This window comes from Emticicia oligotrophica DSM 17448, from assembly GCF_000263195.1.
Classification (GTDB): domain Bacteria; phylum Bacteroidota; class Bacteroidia; order Cytophagales; family Spirosomataceae; genus Emticicia; species Emticicia oligotrophica.
In genome coordinates this window covers 2,440,196-2,458,844 of sequence record NC_018748.1, presented here as the reverse complement: position 1 = coordinate 2,458,844, position 18,649 = coordinate 2,440,196, and the positions used below count along the sequence as shown (strand labels likewise).

Here is an 18,649-nt window from a genome sequence, read left to right as displayed (position 1 = left end):
CGGTTTTAAATTATTACTAATTAGTTTTATAAAAGTACTATTTTTTTTAACGTAAAACGCTGAAAATACTTTTAAACAAAAGTCAGTTTTTAAAGTAATTTTTGTTTTCTTACACAAATAAATGCCAATTATTATGCCAAAGCAAATCCCAAACTTTCATTCATTGGTCACATAGCTTCCAAAGTTCATCACATCTACTTTGTGAATTTCTTAGGTAGGCATATTTTTAAATCGTGAAAACGCAAAAAGCTATTACTTTTAATAAAAGTTCAACTAAACCATTGAGAATAAAATACCTGAGTGATTTATACTCACATTTGAATAATGAAACTCAAAACACTTAAAATATATCAAAATATTGCGGGTATTTTAATGCTATTCTTCTTCGGAAGCCACCTTTACTTACAATTTATAATGCAATATGAAGGAGCATTTTATTACCTAACAAAAAGCATATTCGAATGGATGCTTACCCTCACCTTTCATTTTAGTTTGATACAAACTAAGCTAACCAAACCACATAATTACAAAGAATCGCTGCACAAAATGGTCGTTATTTTGTGGAGTTTTTTGGGTAGCATTCATCTAATAGCATTTCTTAATAAACTTTTATAAATTCTACTAAACCTACACAGTCCCTTACATTTTAGTAAGGGGCTTTTTGTTTTCTATAGCTACTTATTTTAACTTTGGCATAAATCACACAAAAAAACCTATTACCTATAACTTATCGTTATTATTTATGGAAGATTGGCAATTTTTACAAAAAAAGACAGGCATGACAATTGCCAAAGCCTGGATGATGATGGTGACGTGTATTATCGTTTTTTTTCTTGGAGCGGGAATATTCGGAGCATTAGCAGCTCTTCAAAATAAAAATATCGAACAAGTTATCAACGACTGGGTATTTGGTCTCCTTATTTTGATTCTTCTAATTTCGTCACTGATTGGTTTTTTCATAAACAAAAAACAATTACCTGCTTTTCAAAGAGTTTCACCTATCGTTTATGTAATTTCTTTGGTTATTGCCTTTGCGTGGGCTTATATACACCCAATTGTGGTTGATTTTTTACCTTTTAATGAAGTAGAAAGTAAAAACATACAGAATTTAGGGCCAAGTTTTATCTTAGGTGCCATTTCGGCTTTAATGTTCACAACTTTGCAAATTGGTGTTATTGGGCATGGTTTGCTTACCAACTACCTTTTCAAACAGGTTATTTTCACCGTAGCAGCCGTCAGTATCGTAATGGTTGTGCCACAAGCTGTTATTGGCTTATTTATTCAAACCCTCATCATGTTTTATATTTATTACCGAACAGCCGCTTTTCAGCTACCACTACTCATGACCCTGAGTTTTTCGGTATTAGAAGATATTTTTAAGTATAAGATAAATCATGACGTGCCAACCAAAAACTATATTCGTTTATATCTAATTGGCAATGAATCGGTCTATTACATGGGACTTTTAATCGCTATTATATCCATCTTAGGTGGTTTATACTTAATCAAAAAACATACTTTAGAGATTATTTGGCAAAAAAACGATAGCGAAAGGAATATCGAATTCTTGTAGAGTATTCACACCATTCAAAGATTTCATCACATACTTTTTACAGTTCATCACATCTGTTTTCATAGCATTTTACATTCTTATACTTTTGAATCGGTCAAACAGAAACAAAGTATCAGAAACAGCGTTTTTCGCCTACATTTATGAAAACAAAACTTTACTTCTTCATAGTGTCAGTAGTGGTTTCTTTCAATGTTGTTTCTTTCCAGCAAACACAAACCAATAATTCATTTAAACTAATAAAACACTTATGAAATGGTTGAAGGATAAATCCGAAACAAATTACGAATTGAAGCACAATGACGAGGTGCTACTTAAAATGCACTTTGATTATGCGATGAAAGGAACAAAAGCTACTTGTCAAAGTATTTCTGAGTCTTTTACGATTGAACAAGAAAACATTTGGACAACCAATACTATCATCAAAGAAAACGAAGTTATCATCGCCCGAACTTCTACTGACAAATGGTATAGTTCGTTAAGCACATTGGAAGTGAAAGGACAGAAAATAAAATTTAGAATCAGAAATAATCCATTGGCAGAAATCATCTTTTTTACTAAAAATGAGGATGATTGTATCCTTTCATGCGGCTTAAAAGTAAGTAAAAAAAGTATGACAGAAACAGTATTATCATTTGGTGAAGCTCTTATTCAAAACCCCATAAAGCACTATCTATTAGCCATTTGCTGGTATATTTTCAAACCGATAGCAGAAGATAATGCTTCGTCGGATACCCTTGTAATATTAGTATAATAATTAATTCATTTCAGGAAATGGAAACAACTACTAAAGAAGATAAAATCATTTTTTTTGTTATTACACTTGCTGCAACTACCTCTTTTATATTCATTATCAATTATGTCAACCCAGTCATTGGTTTTAGCGGTATCGATATTTTCTGTGTTTCTTTAATCATCAGTTCTATTATTACCATTGGTAACTTTGGTGTAGATAAAGAAAATATCGAAAGAAATTCTACTGCACTTTTGTGTTCTGGAGGCATTTGGCTACTATTAGCGGGCATTAAATGGTTTGACTACACCAGCCAAAAGAATGATTCTTTCATGGCCTCTATTTTTACATTTACTGCCATCATAACTTGGTGGATTTACTTTAAATTTCGTAGAATTAAAAAATAAATAAGTGCAAGAATTGGGAGAAAACACTAAATTTAAGCATCGAACTAATTAAATACATAATGAATTTTTTGTTTGGAAACTTATTAGATAAAGCCTACTGGAAAGAAGTTTTAATTCCTTTCTTTAAAAGGCATTGGCTTATTATCTTGAGTATCCTAACGGCTCTTTCGATTGCTCATACCCTATGGTATTTTACTTATAAACAGCCTTTTTCTGAGCTTATAGATACTTTTCTAAAGTTTAAACAAAACAAAAATTATAATAAGAATTATTCTTCATGGTACCAATTAGGCTATCTAGGTGCCACCTTGATACGTTCACAAAGTTTTCTTTTTAGTCTTATTGGGAGTTCAATACTAATCGCCGAATTCAACTATCAATTCTTATTCAAAAATCTGTTTGTTGACGAAGGAAGGAAAGGGAAGTTCTTCTATTTTGTGGTACTTATTTTCTTTTACTTTTTTATTTTCATTGTTTTGCTTAGCTCTTTTGGAGTAAAATCCGAACCACTTGGCTTACATTCATTTATTACCAATGTATGGATTGGCTTTTCGGTGATATATTCAGTTATACAGTATGTATCAGAATCGCACAAAAGGATTCGAGAATTGGCCATTCAAAAAACAAAAGTCGAGCTTTCGGCATTGAAAGCACAAATAAACCCACACTTTTTGTTTAATGTACTCAATAATCTTTATGGCACCGCCATTGTTGAAGAAAGTCCCAAAACCGCCGAAGGAATTCAGCAGCTTTCGAGTATTATGAGACATGTAGTTGAAGGCACAAAAAACGAGCGAATTACAGCAGATAAAGAAGTGCAATTTTTGTATGATTTTATAGAATTAAACAAAATGCGTATTCCGAAAAGAGAGAATATCAAGATTAAAATTGATATTGATTTCGACGAACAACCCACCCAAATTGCACCTTTACTGGTGATTCCATACATAGAAAATGCCTTTAAATTTGGAATCAGTATTAACCAAGAAAGTTTTATTGATATTTCGTTTAAAATTGAAAATCAGCAACTCCATTTTTCTTGCAGAAATAGTATTATCAAACAAGTAGATAAATTAGAAATTGGCACTTCAACAGGTTTAGAAAATACTCGCCGCCGTTTGATACTTAATTATCCTCAACGTCATCATTTAAAGATTTCGAATGATAATAATGTATTTGAAGTAGTCTTAGACGTAAATTTAATATAACATCATATTCATAAAATGCTCAAAGCAATTGCCATAGATGATGAGCCAATGGCTCTGGAAGTAATTAAAGCCCACGCCAAGAAAGTTACTTTCCTTGATTTGAAAGAGACTTTTGTTAGTGCAACTGAAGCTTTGACTTATTTAAAAGAAAGTCCAATCGACTTAGTATTTTTGGATATTAATATGCCTGATGTAACAGGCCTTGATTTTTCGCAGTTACTTCCACAAGATACTTCAGTTATTTTCACCACTGCTTATTCGCAGTATGCTGTTGATGCTTTTAACCTCAATGCTCTTGATTATCTATTGAAACCCATTGATTTTAGTCGATTCATGAAAGCTTGTCAAAAAGCTTATGAAAATACCAACGATGAAACGCCCAAAGTACCCTATTTATTTGTAAAAGATGGATACGATTTAGTTCGTGTAAGCATTGATGATTTACATTTTGTTGAATCTGAGGGAAATTATCTCACTTTTAAAGAATCTGATAAGAAAACAGTTACTCGAATGACAATGACTGAAGCCATTGAGATGTTACCGAAATCTGATTTCTTCCGTGTCCATAAATCTTATATTATTAACCTTAACCACGTAAAAAAGATTGAGCGTCATCAGGTTTGGGTTGGAAATGACCCTGTGCCTATTGCTGCTAATTATCGAGAAGAATTAATGGAAATCTTGAAGCGAATCTGGATGGTAAAATAGCAAAATCACTTTTTGAAAATAGAATTATAGTAACGCAAAACGTGGTTGACAATTAAAAATTCACCAATGGTGTTAATTAATCGAATGATGATGTAAGTAAACTCAAAAACACGTTCTTCGGGAGGTAATATGTAGTATAAATCAGCAGTGAAAGTAAATAATATACCTATTAGAAATAATAACCTTCTATTTTTAAAATTTATTCTTACTTGAATTCCAATAACAAAAAACAATAAAACTACCAGCCAATAGATATTGAAAGAATACATTAACGCTCGTGGATACCTATTTAATAGAAAAAGTAAATAAAAGCCTTCAACCATGGCAATCGCATAAAAAGTAAGACTTACTTTATCTCTTAAAAAATAGAACCTCAATCCCATCCAATAGAAAACTATTATTAAAAGTAGCCTAAGTATTGGCTGCGAATATGAGTAAACAATATCAAACTGTTTTTCATCAGTAATATAGAATGAGGCCATTCCAAGAATGAAAAGACAAGCATAGCAAGCAGCAAGAACTAAGAGAGATTTGTGAAAATTTCGAAGTAATTTAGAAAAAATATAGACAAACAATAAGAAGTAATCGAACTGAAAGAGAAACAAAGCCAATAATTTATCTACTTGTGTTTTTAGTTCATGCGGCTCAACCTTTACAGTAAAGTATAGGTTAACTATCACCAGCAGTGAAAAAAATAAGGCCGTAAACCTTTTACTCATTCATAAAGCCATATTGATTGATACACAAATCTATATGAATTTTCAAGAATGTTGCATTAAAATTACTAATTATTGATATTAATGATGTTAATCTTTTTAATCGGTATCATTTCAATAAATCACAGCCATCATACTTCTTGCACCGTGTGCTCCAATGACTAATGACTGCTCAATATCAGCGGTTTTTGAAGGCCCAGCAATAAATACACCATAGCTACCAACACCGCCAATTTGCTTATAAGCTCCATGCATATTGGCAACTATATTTTTCTTATCAAGCACTAAAACCAAATGTTGAGTAATAAATGGCAATGCTCGATTGAGCATGTTGGTTGAAGGAACCCAAATAGTACCATTTTCGGCCACACCTACTTCACCTTGTATAACCGCTAAATCAACTTGCTCTAATGTGTTTTTAGGCGTGTTTTCATCAACCGCAATATTCGCACTCACAAGTATTGATGCCACATTTTTTAAATCGCTATAATATTCATCTATAACGCCTTGTATAGCCTCTTTTCCAGCTACCTCAACTACTTTTCCCCCAATTCCCTCTAAAACGGTTTTGAAGCGTTCGATACTTCCATCTCCTTCAAATACGGGGACTTCTGGCAGTTCAACCAACTGAGGCTTATTGGTGGCGATACTGCCTAAAATTCTATCTCTGCTACTCATGAATTTTTACGGTTTTCTTCATACCACTCTTTAAAACTTTGTTTTGGAGCATCAGGCAGTTCGCGTGCTTTTGCCCAAGGATTTATAGCCTTGTTATGAGTAAGACTATGCGGTAATACACGCAATGCTCCACGTGCAAGTTTTCCTCCTAAATCATAAACTTTGGGCATTTCTAACATTCTTGCAAGGCCTTTCATACCCCACTTTTTAGTGCTTGAAAGTTCATTTTCTTTACCTACAATTTGTCGCCATTTATATAATTGAACGTGAATATCAATTTTTACTGGACAAACATCTGAACAAGAACCACAAAGTGTACTTGCAAACGGCAAACTACTATATTTATGTAAATCAATATTAGGAGAAAGTATCGACCCAATTGGTCCGGGTACTGTAAAATCATAGCTATGCCCACCACTTCGGCGATACACAGGGCAAGTATTCATACATGCTCCACAACGAATACATTTCAAAGAATTTCTAAAATCAGCACGTCCTAATTGTTGGGTACGTCCATTATCAACAATCACAATGTGAAGTTCTTTGCCTTCAGCCGCTTTCGTAAAATGCGAGGTATAAGTAGTAACTGGCTGACCAGTAGCACTACGAGCTAAAAGTCGAGTAAAAACTGAAAGATGCTCTAATTTGGGAATGAGTTTTTCTATGCCCATACAAGCAATGTGTACGGGAGCTAAATTAACGCCTAAGTCGGCATTGCCTTCATTGGTGCACACAACAAAACTACCAGTTTCGGCAATAGCAAAGTTTACACCTGTAAGTGCAATATCAGCCGCCACAAATTTTTCACGGAGGTGCTGACGAGCAGCTTCAGTAAGTACTTGCGGGTCTTTTTCGCCTTTTTTTGTACCTAAATATTCGTGAAAAGTATCACCCACATCTTCTTTTTTTAAGTGAATGGCTGGCATAACAATATGACTTGGAGGTTCATCGCGAAATTGTACGATGCGTTCTCCTAAGTCGGTATCCACTACATCAATATTATTTTTTTGTAGAAAAGGGTTCAAATGACATTCTTCGGTAAGCATTGATTTGCTTTTAACCATACGAATATTTCTTCCCTCAACTTTTGCTGACTTCTTGATGATATCTAATACAATCTGATTATGCTCAGCGGCATCGGCAGCCCAATGCACTTGCACGCCATTTTTATTGGCATTTTGCTCAAATTCTATTAAATAATTATCCAAATTACTTAACGTATGGTCTTTTATAGAAGAAGCCAACGAACGAAGTTCTTGAAATTCGGGAATTGGATAAATGGCTTTATCGCGTTTCTGACGTACAAACCAAAGGGTTTCGTCATGCCAAGTTGTACGTTCAAAGTCGTAGTTGAACTGTTCTGCTAATTTTGGGTGGTTCATGGCTGATTTCCGTTCAGAATTTCGGCAATGTGCATTACTTTTATAGGTGCTTGTTGGCGTTTTACGATTCCTTGAAGGTGCATTAAGCATGATACGTCTCCGCCAGTGAGAACTTTCGTACCATTACGTAGGTGGTCAGCTATGCGGTCATTACCCATACGAGCCGAAACGGCTTCTTCAGCTACACAGAAAGTGCCACCGAAGCCACAACATTCATCATTACGTTCAAGCTCAGTAAGTTCGATTCCTTTGAGTTTTCGTAGTAATTTTGAAATTTGACCATCACGCACGCCCGTAATTTCGGAAGCATTAGCCTGCCGAAGTCCACGTTGGCCATGGCAACTCAAATGCAAACCTACTTTGTGCGGAAACTCAACGGGTATTTCTTCTATTTTTAGTACATTTTCAATGAAATCGACTAATTCATACACTGATTTTCTAACCTTTTGTACTGCGGGTGTTTGCTCTATGATATCATAATGCTTTTTAATATGATACGTACAGCTACCCGAAGGTGTAACGACGTAGTCGAAATCGGCGAAAGTATCAACAAAATGGTTATATACGCCTTTCGCATCTTGTTCACAACCACTATTAGCCATTGGTTGTCCGCAACAAGTTTGTTGCATCGGGAAAACCACTTCAACGCCTAATTTCTCCAATAATTGCAAGGTCGCAACACCCACATTCGGATAAAATTGGTCGATATAACAAGGTATAAATAAGGCTACTTTCATATTTTTAAAGTACAGTTTGCTGTGACTTTGCACGGGCATTGTGTGTTCTCCTGAACGCTTTTCTATTATTTATTATAATACTACCGTGCGATATATTAACTCCGCACAATAGCTTCTAAGTTTTTTTATAGCCCCGTAGCCACGCTAAATCCTCTTTTATCAACTAATCCGCTTCTCACTTTAGCTCCTCTGAAAGTTGCAATTGGGTCGAGTGCTCCACCTGCTTGATGACTCGCCTCTGCTACCAATGCTCTTACATCAGTCACGAAACAATCTCTCAATAGTTCTTCTGCTCGCAAGACATCATTATTCTCTTGGGCATCTGCTAAAGCGATTCTATCAACTAAAAGTGCTTTGGCGTAAGTTGTTAGAATTGCATTCACAGACTGCAACAAATCTTCAATTGGGTCTTTTGTATTATGGCTCGCATCAATCATCCAAGCTAATGGAGGATTTTTCACGCTAGCATCTTGCATACCATCAACTAATTCATTGAAAATCAAAAAGAATTGGTAGGGCTTGATGCTACCCGTTGTGAGGTCATCATCACCGTACATTGAACCATTAAAATGGAAACCACCTAAGCGACCAAAGTGCATTAAACGTCCAACGATTTGTTCGATGTTTGTGTTTGGCAAATGGTGACCCAAATCTACTAAAACTTGAGCATTTTTCCCTACACTTTGACAAAGTGAATATGATGTCCCCCAATCAGGAATGACCATCGAATAGAAATGAGGTTCGTAAGGTTTATATTCAATAAGCATTGTCCAATCTTCTGGCATTGCTTTGTAAATACTTGCTAATGAATCATTTGTACGCTGATACGCATTTCTCAAGTGAGATTGTCCGGGGAAGTTCGAACCATCGGCTAACCAAACTGTAAGCACTTTAGAATCAAGCATTTTTCCGTATTCTACACATTGAATATTATGCTCAATTGCCAAATTACGAACCTCGCTTTTCGTATGAGAAAGCGAACCAAATTTATAGGAATATGCTTGGTCTTTTTGGTCTTGGAAAGTGTTTGAATTAACCGAGTCAATAGTTAAATCGTTGGCTTTCAATAATTGTTTAATCGCAGCTGCATCAGATGGAATATCCCACGGAATGTGTAAAGAAATCGAATTTGAAGAGCGATTTAATTGATTAATCAAGCCCACATCTTCAATTTTTTCCTCTAAATTACGTGGTTCACCACCATTCGGGAATCTACCAAAACGCGTTCCACCAGTACCTAAGGCCCAGCTTGGAATAGCCACTTGAAAATCTTTTACCTTATCAATAATGGTTTGAATATCAATACCTTTGCGGTCGAGTAGTTGCGTTAAATAGCTTAATTTAAACTGATGTTCAGCTTGAAGTTTCTCGTTATGGGCTTGAATAATATCGTTGCTAAGCATTTCTAATGAAAGATTAAATAGATTGATAATTTTTAGTCAGCAATTTTAGGGGTAAAAGATACCACAACATTCCTGTACTCTACTACTCAAATCGTTTTTCTGTATTCTTTTGTCCAATTTATTGCCCCTATCAGTGCAATGACACAAAATGCTGCGTAGAGTAAAGCATAGAGTTTTACTTCCTTCACAAAATACATATAAGTACTAATAATATCAATAGCCAACCACATCCACCAAGTTTCTACCTTTTTTCTGATTAGTAAAAATGTGGCAAAAATGCTCATAATTGTTGTGAAAGAATCCATGTATGGAAAGGCACTTGGCTTACTAAATAATTGAGGCAACCAATCACTGAGGTTCTTCGCAAAAGTGCCCAATAAAAATGTACAAACTAATCCAACCAATGAATAGATAAAGAACTGCTGCATTGAAAGACGTGTAATTTTCAGCTCATTTTTAAGGTTAACGTGTTCTTCTTTAGGGAATTTCCACTGCCAAAAACCAATAAGGTTAGTAATAAAGAAGAAAACTTGCAGAAACATATCAGGATATAATTGAATCTGGTAGAACATCACAAAAGCCAATGCTACATTTATCAAACCAATAATCCAGCTCCATACATTTTCTTGCGTAGATAACACAACGGCAATAAGTCCAGTTAGTGTTGCATAAAATTCAAGGAAGCTCATTTTTACTCCCCATAATTCAAAAAAGATATGATTAATATCGAAGAAATTCATAAAGACTATATTTTCCGAGAATATTTTACAAATAAAGTCTTTATTTAGGAAAACTTAATACCTCATTGGGTGAAGTTTTTTATGAAGGCTTATTAGCTAGTGGTAAGTCAATAAAGAATGTTGTTCCTTTATCTGTTTCGGTCTCGAACCAAATATTTCCACCAGCGTGTTCTACACCCCTACGAGCCATAGCGAGCCCCAAACCAGAGCCGCCAACTTTTGTGGTAAAGTTAGGAATAAATACCCTCTGACGGATATTTTCCGGAATCCCAGAACCATTATCTTGAATCTCCATAATGGCAATATTATCATCTTCGTTTCTGTAAAGACGAAGATTAATGATAGCTCTACGTTCTTTCGGAACCGACTGAATACCATTGATAATCAAATTTGTAATTACACGACTCATAAACTGGCGGTCGCCTAATACCCAAGCTTCTTTTTCTTTAATATAGGCATTGAGAGAAATGCGTTCGTCTTCGGCGTATAAATCGGCCGATTTTTGAATCAACGGAACGAGGTCGAAAACTTCGTTTCTTGGCACAGGCATTTTAGCAAATTCAGAAAACGAGTTGGCAATTTCGCTAATATTATCAATTTGCTCCGTAAGCGAGTTTAAGGCACGAGCGATTCGTTCTTTGGTTTTCGGATTATCAACCACCATCGTACGTTGTAATTGCTGGATTGATAATTTCATTGGTGTAAGCGGATTCTTAATTTCGTGAGCAACTTGTTTGGCCATTTCACGCCAAGCTGTTTGTTTTTCACTCATTGAAAGAGCTACTTTACTTTCTTCCAACTTTTTCAACATCTTATTGTATTCACGCATCAAGATACCAATTTCGTCATCAGAATTCCATTCTAATCGGTCATTGAGTTTATCAAGTGAAGTTCGTTTGAGTTTTTGAGCAACCAAACGCAATGGATTCGTAAGAATATTAGAGGCGAAATAAGACAAAATCAATAAAATTAAAAACAACCACGCAAAAACGCTGAGAATTGACGCTACCACATCGGTCACTTGACGGTCGAGGGTTGGTTTAGCATCGAAAAATGGAATACCTATTACACCAATTGGCTTACTATCATGCCCTTTGATACTCATATATACCGTTTTATAATTCAAACTTCCCAAAGATTCTGTTAAAAGAACTTCATTCTCTTTTTCTTCGATAATTCTTCTGTAAGCATCTGGATTAATAAAATTCGATAGAAGTCCATACTCATACACTAAAGGTCGAGTCGTTAAATCTAATCTTCCATTTAGATTATAGAAGTTAATATCCAACTTTGTATCTCGGGCTAAATCATTTATTTCTTGTTCTAAAAATGCCCTACTCATGCGATTTTCTAAGAAACCTTCAAGCTGAAGTTGTACTGTTGAAGTAATATTCTTAGTGTTATCGAGGTAGGCTTTTTCTTGATTACTAATAAAAGTATTATCAATCACACTCAGTGTAATCATAATTACGAGTAATAGTGGAAGCAAAAAGGCTGCATTGATATATAGTTGGATTTTAGTAGCAAAGTTTACATTCAAGTTTTTCCAACCATAACGAACAGCATAGCTTATCATGACTATAATGATAAAAAGTACTGAAAGTAGAAACAAGAATGAGAAATTTGCAAAAAGGTTTTCCCAAGCCTGATACCTTGCCGAAATGACAATTTTTCTACCATTCTGTCCAATTTTCCCCACATGATTGTAGCCATTTAGCTCAATCCCTTTTTCGTAAAGCACTGAGTCGGCAAGAATACTTACAGGAAGTTTCCGAATATAGTTATAACTGCCCGAACTAAAAATCAGATGATTCCCCCTATCGAAAATAGCATAGCTATAATTTTTTGTATCGGGGGTTTGAGTGAATTTTTTATCCAACAATAACTCGGGATAAACACTTTTAGCAAACTCATCACGAAGTTTTAGGTCAAGCACCACCGAACCAGACTCTGGGATTGGAATAAAAACTAAATATTGCTTAATAAAATTATTGCCCACATCATTGATAAAAAACACAGCAGGATTACCCGTATGATAGGAAGCTTTTTGGTAGGTTTCTTGATAATAAGATAAGTTTTTAGCTCCTTCAGTAATATCCAATGAATTACCATTTTTATCAAAAGCCAAAACTTCAGTATCGTAGCGGTCGAAATATAAATCAAGATGTTTACTTTTTACTAGTTGCTGTGTTTGCTCACGAGCCAAAATTTGTCTTGAAAGGGCTTTTCTAATAGCCGTATCTTGTGCCACAGTCTGAATCACTCTTGTAAGCAAACCTTCTCCTAATAAATCATTTTCAGCTAGATATTTTTGTCCAAAGTTTTGTTTATCAAAATAATCTTTTTTCTGCTCTTCAGCCCTTATTACGTACATGGCAATTAAAGCAAAAACAAAAGCCCCTGTAAAGAAGTAAATGGTTGTTTTATACTTGAAACTATATAAAAACCTTGGATAGCGATACAGATAAACTAATAAAAAATAAACACCTATTAGCACATAAATCCATCTAAAATCATCGATTATCGTCACCAATAGAAGTCCAAGCACAAGTCCAATAAACCATTTAATTATTCCTTGTATTGTGTTTTTATTAAAGCGTAAAAAAAGACTACTAAATAGATGAATGGTTAGAAAGAAAATAACCGATAATAGAAGATAAAAAAACAAGGTGGCTATTTTGAGCGATGAAAAAGATATGCTCAAGGCAAGGTCTAAACTAAATTGCGAACGCTCATAGATATTGCAAAGGTTTCGGTAGCAAACAAATGTAAGTAAGATTGATAACACAACCAGCAGTATAGAAACTACTTCTTGCAAAATTTTGGGTGCCTTAAAGAGTTTATAGTAGAGAGAAGAACGATAAAAACTCTGCACCAAGTAAACTACCAATATAAACACTACCCAAGTATTAAGCAGCATATCGCCCAAAGAAGGAGCTAACTCATTAATAGCCAAAAACTTAGGATTAAACAAACTCGACTCATAGAAAATAAAAGGAATACTATTAGCCAACATTACCAAACGTACAAAAAACAAGTAAAAAGCCAATAAAACAAAAGTTCTACCAAATTGATGCTTGGCTCTTAGGCGGGTAATCCAGATAATTATGTAAATCCCAAACAAGAAAATACTTATTCCTATGAGAATTAGCGTATTGGTTGGAATATTCGGAGCATTGAGTTTTTCAACTTGCGGAGGTATTATGGTAAACAAATATTTACCAGTTTCATCAACAATATTATATAAGCTATTACTGCTTGGAATAGGTGTTATTTCTTTCGGTTCTGTTAGGAAAATATCATGATTATACCCATTGGTTAAATAATCATTTTCATTACGAAATTTTCGATAAAGATTGATTAAAGAAAAAATCTCGATTTGAGCACCATTCAATCTAAAGGCAACAGAATTACTGATATACTTTCCGTTTTCAGCATTTAAAAGTAAGGTTTGCTGACCTTTTCTTAGCTGTTGATAGTTGGGTACGTAGCGGTGGTCTGACCAATAAACGAGCTGACCATTACGAAAAATAAAATAAGGATATACCGAACCCGATTCGAGGGTAAAAAAACCATTACTTGGAGACTTTTGGTAATTTGTAGCAATATTGACTAGCTCATTTTTTGAGACCAATATCTTCGATTTTACTCTACTTTTAATGGAAGAGATATAATGTTGCTCAGAAGCACCAGGGGCATCTTTCTCAAAGAAAAGAAAGTTTAATGCCGCTCCTCCAAACAAAATTACAGAAAGAATTAAGAAAATATGCTTTTTAAGAAACTCCAAAACCTGACAATGTATATTAATACTAATCTCTCGAAACGAAAATCATGCCAAAAGCAAAAATCCTTCGCTTATACTTTCTCAATAGTAAAACCCATACCCGATTCCGTTTCGGCATAATCTATTCTCAGACCAATCAAATACATTAAATGGCGTTTATCTATCAGTACTTTAACCCCATCTACGGTGTATAATTCATCATTTTCAGTGGCCTTGTCAAGCCCTAAAAGATACGTGGCGGAACATGCTCCTCCTTTTAAACCTACACGCAATGCGTAGCCTTCGGGTATTTGTGGAGAACTCAGTGTTTTTAAGATTTCTTCTCTCGCTATTTCCGAAAAATTTACCATAAATAAAATATTTGTACAAATATAAAGCGAAGAGTTGGCTTTAAACTAAAAACCTTTCTTTATAAAAGTTTCGCATAAGATTTTGCCTCCCCGCTTCGTTATTTTACTTTTGTAGAAGAACTAAGTAAAAACAATGCAATCAATCATCGAATTACTAAAAATATTAATTCCTGCCGCTGCTGTTTTATATGGCATGTACCTAACGATTCAAACGTTTCTTCAAAAACAATTTGAAATCAAAGAATTGGATATTAAGCAAAAAAATATTGAGATAATCATGCCTATTCGCTTACAAGCCTTCGAACGCATGATTCTCTTTTTAGAACGAATTTCGCCAAATAATCTTCTACTTAGAATAGGTAGTATAGAAATCCAATCTATTGATTATCAGAGACTTTTGCTTAAAGAAATTCGTGATGAGTTTAACCATAATATCGCTCAACAATTATATATTTCACACGATACTTGGGAAAAAATTAGACTTGCCATGAACGATACCATTGCTCTCATTAATACCGCCGCATCGGAAGTTTCTCCCGATGCTCCAGCAATTAATCTATCCAAGAAAATTTTTGAAATTATACTAACCAATAGTCAACAGCCTACTGCTGATGCCCTCAGAATACTAAAAGAAGAAGCTCAAAAATTATTTATATGAGTTTACTGTATATCACCCAATGTTTTATGAACTCTTTTCTTGCGGGTTTTTGCTTTAAAATTTTCAGATAAAACACTAATATTGCCATCAGTTTCAAGCATGGCTAAATTAACTTTACTTATGCTATCAACGCCGTGTTCACGCACGGCAGTATCTAACTCCTGCATAGTAAAACCCGCATTTTTTACATTTTCCCACTGAATTTTTCCTTCATAAATAAGCATAATCGGCTCACCTTCTATGATTTTTTCAATGGGTTTGAAATAAAAAATAAGTTTTTTGAGAAAAAAATTAATTAAAAATAAAGTCGCAGAAGCAATAATTCCCCCAATAAGTGATGTATCTGGCCCAACCATAGCATTCTGTACTGAATTGCTAATCAACAAGATAAACACCAAATCTACTACCGAAAGCTGAGAAAGTTCTTTCTTACCAAACAGCCTAATAGCTACCACGATAAATACATATACTGCCGCCGCTCGCAGCATTAAATCAAAATATTGCGTCATTGTATTATATTATTCAATCAAATATAGCTTAGTTCAACTGTAAATCAAGCCTAAATAGTATTGTAATATTGCATAGCTAAGGTTTTTTGATTAATATTGATAGATATTAAACCATATTACGCAACCATTTAGCCCTAAAGTACGTAATAACTCCATGGCGAATAATCAGCCAAACGAAACACCTGAAGAACTCCTCCATAAAAGTGTAAGAGGTGACCGAAAAAGTCAAGAAAAGCTTTATCGGCAGTTCTATGGGTTTGCTATGGGCGTATGCATGCGGTACACTCAAAGCCGAGATGAAGCTTTAGAGATTGTTAATGATGGTTTCTTAAAAATTTTTACCAAAGGCGACCAATACAATTCAAAGTTCCCTTTCAAAGCGTGGTTTAGACGAATCATCGTTAATACTGCTTTAGACTTTTATCGAAGCCAGCAGAAACACTATTTCCACGAAAACCTTGAAGAAGCTTATGAAGTTTCTTCTAATGATAGCAGCCCTCTAAGCCAGCTCAATCACGAAGAAATTATTGAACTCGTAAAACGACTACCATCGGGATACAGAGTTGTATTTAATTTATATGTGATTGACGGTTTTTCGCATGAAGAAATTAGTAATCAACTCGGAATCTCAGTGGGTACCTCAAAATCAAATCTTTCAAGAGCTCGTGAAGCCTTAAGGAAAATGATTTTAATTGAAGAAAGAGCCTTACCAAGCTCAAACTTCAAAACTAATTAACCATTTTTTTAAATGAATATTAATAAACATGAGATGTCAGACGATGAGTTAGATAATCTTTTCAGAGAATCGGCTGAAAAGATAGATTTTGACTTTGACCCTGAATCATGGAACAAAATGAACCAAAAGCTTGATGCGGCCTTATTATCACCGCCAAGCAGCCAAGGAGAGAATTCTTGGATTAAAAGGAGTCTCTTGCTTTTAATTGGCTTAATTACTATTATCGGTGGATATGTTTTCTTCAAACCTACACAAAACACATCAACCGAAATATCAAAAAGTAAAACGGAAGCCAATAAAAAGGAGTCAAGCAATAGTAATACAAAATTAAATGTAACAACAGTTAAAGTAGATACAGATAATTTAAGCATCCAAAAGACAGAAGAAAATTTAACCAACGAAAGCACAAAGAGAATATCAGATACTGAAATAAAAGCAGCTCAAACATCAAGTGCAAAATCAAAGGAAATTTACTCAGAAAAAAATGATAACCCTTCGACTGCTTCTTCAAAAATAGAAAAAGCACTTAATAAAGTGGTAGTTGCAAATGAGAAAAAGGCAAAATTGAGTCAAGGAAAGGAAAAGAGAAACATTCAAACAGCTAGTTTTTCCAATTCTGTTCATGACATAAATTTGTCTTCAACAAAAAATAAGGTACCTTCAAAAAACAATTCTATAGGAATTGGAACAGTAGAGTCAGATGTCAAAGCAGAAACGGGTAAAGCTTTGCCAGTAGAACTTTCGAGAGAAATTACTACAAATGAACAATCGAGCCGCTTAAATCTTAGTAATTTTGATTACATCGCTCCTAAAGGCACATTTATTCCATCAAAGATTTTAATACCTACCATCATCTTTGATAGTAAAGAAGAACCTGCTAAAGCTTTACCACAAAGTACGGCTAAATCTTTCCAAAAAGGCCTTTACTTTAGACTTGGGTTTTCGCCTGACTTGAGTATTGTTTCAACGGATGAAATTACCAAGTTAGGAAGTAATACAGCCATTTTATTGGAATATCGTATTAACCATCGTTTGAGTGTTCAGGGTGGTGTGCTCCGCTCAATGAAATATTATGATTCCTATCCTCAATACTACCAGTGGCCTTATAATTGGTCATCTCCTCCGAAAATGATTAATATCAATGCGACCTGTAAGATGCTTGATATTCCAGTAAACCTAAGGTATGATATCACTAAAAAGACACAATCAAGGTGGTTTGTAAGTGGAGGTGTAACAAGCTACGTAATGCTTAAAGAAAAGTATATCTACAATTACGAAAATCCGAACGACCCAAGTATCAAATGGCATCAATGGGAAGGCAAAACGGGCACATACTATGCCGGTGTGCTTAATTTTTCGGCAGGTTATGAATACCAGTTATTCAAAAAATTAACCATACAGGCCGAGCCACTCGTAAAAATTCCGATAGCACGTGTAGGTTTTGGGAAAGTAAATTTATCTACTCTAGGAGTTTTATTTTCTGTCAAATATCCTTTATACTTACACAAGTAAAATCTATGTTCGGTATAGTTTTTGTAGTTAAGTTCTATTGTACTCTTTTACTTAGAGAATAATAAATGTTTAACACCAACGTTTTTCCATTAAAATAATATAACAATGAAAAAAAAATATCTTTTTATTGTTTTTATCTTCTTTTCGGTTCTATCATTTGGGCAACATAAATCGACAGTAACCTCTAAAAAAGGGATAGAATGGCTTAGTATTCAAGAAGCTTACAATCGTACTCAAAAAGAACCTCGTAAAACCATTATTGATGTTTATACTGACTGGTGCGGATGGTGCAAAGTAATGGATAGAGAAACTTACACTAATCCCGAAATAATTGACTATCTCAATAAAAATTTCTACATGGTTAAACTTGACGCCGAGTCAAAGCAAGATATCATTATTGGCAATAATAAATATACTTATGATGCATCGAGTGGAGCTAACCAAGCAGCAATAGCTTTATTACAAGGAAAAATGAGTTATCCTACTACCGTTTTTCTTGATGCTCAGTATAATATGATTCAGCCTCTTCCCGGCTATCTGAATGCGAAAACCTTTCATGAAATTGTGACTTATCTAGGTGGAGATTACAACAAGAAAGAGCCATTCGACCAATATAAAAATGGTACTTATAAAGAAGTCTTTAAGAATATTTTACCCAAACTATAACTTCACATACCCAATTAAAAGCAAGCCCAATTCTTTAAGAGAATTGGGCTTTTTTATTACATCGCTTTTTCTACTTTAATTGGAATGTAGTAGCGAGAACTAATTTATATACCAACTTTCACAGCTGAACCATCTCAGCAAAAGTTATTTTG

General features: G+C 34.5%; 19 protein-coding genes. 10 read left to right on the top strand and 9 right to left on the bottom strand.

Features of this window, described 5'->3' with window-relative positions:
• Nucleotides 1-324: 324 nt before the first annotated feature.
• The 6 genes from EMTOL_RS10235 (at nucleotide 325) to EMTOL_RS10210 (ending at nucleotide 4,626) form a co-directional block, all read left to right on the top strand.
• Complete coding sequence (locus tag EMTOL_RS10235) at nucleotides 325-615, top strand: hypothetical protein (RefSeq protein ID WP_041693513.1); 291 nt, start codon at nucleotides 325-327, stop codon at nucleotides 613-615.
• Nucleotides 616-742: 127 nt separating this feature from the next.
• A complete protein-coding gene (locus EMTOL_RS10230) occupies nucleotides 743-1,573 on the top strand; it encodes a hypothetical protein (RefSeq protein WP_015029209.1) in 831 nt (276 codons plus the stop codon).
• A gap of 247 nt (nucleotides 1,574-1,820) precedes the next feature.
• On the top strand, nucleotides 1,821-2,324 hold the full coding sequence (locus EMTOL_RS10225) for a hypothetical protein (protein WP_015029207.1): 504 nt from the start codon (nucleotides 1,821-1,823) through the stop codon (nucleotides 2,322-2,324).
• 20 nt (nucleotides 2,325-2,344) lie between these two features.
• Nucleotides 2,345-2,710, top strand: a complete 366-nt coding sequence (locus tag EMTOL_RS10220) for a hypothetical protein (protein ID WP_015029206.1) — start codon at nucleotides 2,345-2,347, stop codon at nucleotides 2,708-2,710.
• Between the two features lie 59 nt (nucleotides 2,711-2,769).
• Nucleotides 2,770-3,918: a sensor histidine kinase gene (locus EMTOL_RS21780; protein WP_015029205.1), complete on the top strand. Its 1,149-nt coding sequence runs from the start codon at nucleotides 2,770-2,772 to the stop codon at nucleotides 3,916-3,918.
• 15 nt (nucleotides 3,919-3,933) lie between these two features.
• Nucleotides 3,934-4,626 (top strand): LytR/AlgR family response regulator transcription factor, encoded by a 693-nt coding sequence (locus tag EMTOL_RS10210; RefSeq protein ID WP_015029204.1) that lies wholly within the window; start codon nucleotides 3,934-3,936, stop codon nucleotides 4,624-4,626.
• A 5-nt stretch (nucleotides 4,627-4,631) separates the two neighbouring features.
• Here EMTOL_RS10210 and EMTOL_RS10205 read toward each other — a convergent pair whose 3' ends face one another.
• The 8 genes from EMTOL_RS10205 to EMTOL_RS10170 all read right to left on the bottom strand — a co-directional run bounded on the left by EMTOL_RS10205 (nucleotide 4,632) and on the right by EMTOL_RS10170 (nucleotide 14,416).
• Nucleotides 4,632-5,306: a hypothetical protein gene (locus EMTOL_RS10205; RefSeq protein ID WP_305953216.1), complete on the bottom strand. Its 675-nt coding sequence runs from the start codon at nucleotides 5,304-5,306 to the stop codon at nucleotides 4,632-4,634.
• A gap of 150 nt (nucleotides 5,307-5,456) precedes the next feature.
• Nucleotides 5,457-6,020, bottom strand: a complete 564-nt coding sequence (locus tag EMTOL_RS10200) for a LutC/YkgG family protein (protein ID WP_015029202.1) — start codon at nucleotides 6,018-6,020, stop codon at nucleotides 5,457-5,459.
• Nucleotides 6,017-7,402, bottom strand: a complete 1,386-nt coding sequence (locus EMTOL_RS10195) for a lactate utilization protein B (protein ID WP_015029201.1) — start codon at nucleotides 7,400-7,402, stop codon at nucleotides 6,017-6,019. Before EMTOL_RS10195 ends, EMTOL_RS10200 begins: the two co-directional genes overlap by 4 nt.
• Nucleotides 7,399-8,139 carry a (Fe-S)-binding protein gene (locus EMTOL_RS10190; RefSeq protein ID WP_015029200.1) on the bottom strand — a complete coding sequence of 247 codons (741 nt, stop codon included), beginning with the start codon at nucleotides 8,137-8,139 and terminating at the stop codon, nucleotides 7,399-7,401. Before EMTOL_RS10190 ends, EMTOL_RS10195 begins: the two co-directional genes overlap by 4 nt.
• Nucleotides 8,140-8,264: 125 nt before the next feature.
• Entirely contained in the window at nucleotides 8,265-9,542 is a 1,278-nt protein-coding gene (locus EMTOL_RS10185) for a sugar isomerase (RefSeq protein WP_015029199.1), read from the bottom strand.
• A gap of 86 nt (nucleotides 9,543-9,628) precedes the next feature.
• Nucleotides 9,629-10,282: a nicotinamide riboside transporter PnuC gene (pnuC, locus tag EMTOL_RS10180; protein WP_015029198.1), complete on the bottom strand. Its 654-nt coding sequence runs from the start codon at nucleotides 10,280-10,282 to the stop codon at nucleotides 9,629-9,631.
• A gap of 79 nt (nucleotides 10,283-10,361) precedes the next feature.
• Nucleotides 10,362-14,069, bottom strand: a complete 3,708-nt coding sequence (locus tag EMTOL_RS10175; RefSeq protein WP_041693512.1) for a sensor histidine kinase — start codon at nucleotides 14,067-14,069, stop codon at nucleotides 10,362-10,364.
• A gap of 68 nt (nucleotides 14,070-14,137) precedes the next feature.
• Entirely contained in the window at nucleotides 14,138-14,416 is a 279-nt protein-coding gene (locus tag EMTOL_RS10170) for a HesB/IscA family protein (RefSeq protein WP_015029196.1), read from the bottom strand.
• A 133-nt stretch (nucleotides 14,417-14,549) separates the two neighbouring features.
• Between EMTOL_RS10170 and EMTOL_RS10165 the strand changes: the two genes are divergently transcribed.
• Nucleotides 14,550-15,074 (top strand): DUF7935 family protein, encoded by a 525-nt coding sequence (locus EMTOL_RS10165; RefSeq protein ID WP_015029195.1) that lies wholly within the window; start codon nucleotides 14,550-14,552, stop codon nucleotides 15,072-15,074.
• 2 nt (nucleotides 15,075-15,076) lie between these two features.
• On the opposite strand, the gene EMTOL_RS10160 is transcribed toward EMTOL_RS10165, so the two are convergent.
• The gene (locus EMTOL_RS10160; RefSeq protein WP_015029194.1) at nucleotides 15,077-15,583 is read right to left on the bottom strand and encodes a DUF421 domain-containing protein; all 507 of its coding nucleotides are present in this window, start codon (nucleotides 15,581-15,583) and stop codon (nucleotides 15,077-15,079) included.
• Between the two features lie 154 nt (nucleotides 15,584-15,737).
• Between EMTOL_RS10160 and EMTOL_RS10155 the strand changes: the two genes are divergently transcribed.
• From EMTOL_RS10155 to EMTOL_RS10145, 3 genes are all read left to right on the top strand, one after another.
• Nucleotides 15,738-16,319 (top strand): RNA polymerase sigma factor, encoded by a 582-nt coding sequence (locus EMTOL_RS10155; RefSeq protein WP_015029193.1) that lies wholly within the window; start codon nucleotides 15,738-15,740, stop codon nucleotides 16,317-16,319.
• A 12-nt stretch (nucleotides 16,320-16,331) separates the two neighbouring features.
• Nucleotides 16,332-17,831: a porin family protein gene (locus EMTOL_RS10150; RefSeq protein ID WP_015029192.1), complete on the top strand. Its 1,500-nt coding sequence runs from the start codon at nucleotides 16,332-16,334 to the stop codon at nucleotides 17,829-17,831.
• Between the two features lie 105 nt (nucleotides 17,832-17,936).
• On the top strand, nucleotides 17,937-18,497 hold the full coding sequence (locus tag EMTOL_RS10145; RefSeq protein ID WP_015029191.1) for a thioredoxin family protein: 561 nt from the start codon (nucleotides 17,937-17,939) through the stop codon (nucleotides 18,495-18,497).
• Nucleotides 18,498-18,649: the final 152 nt, after the last annotated feature.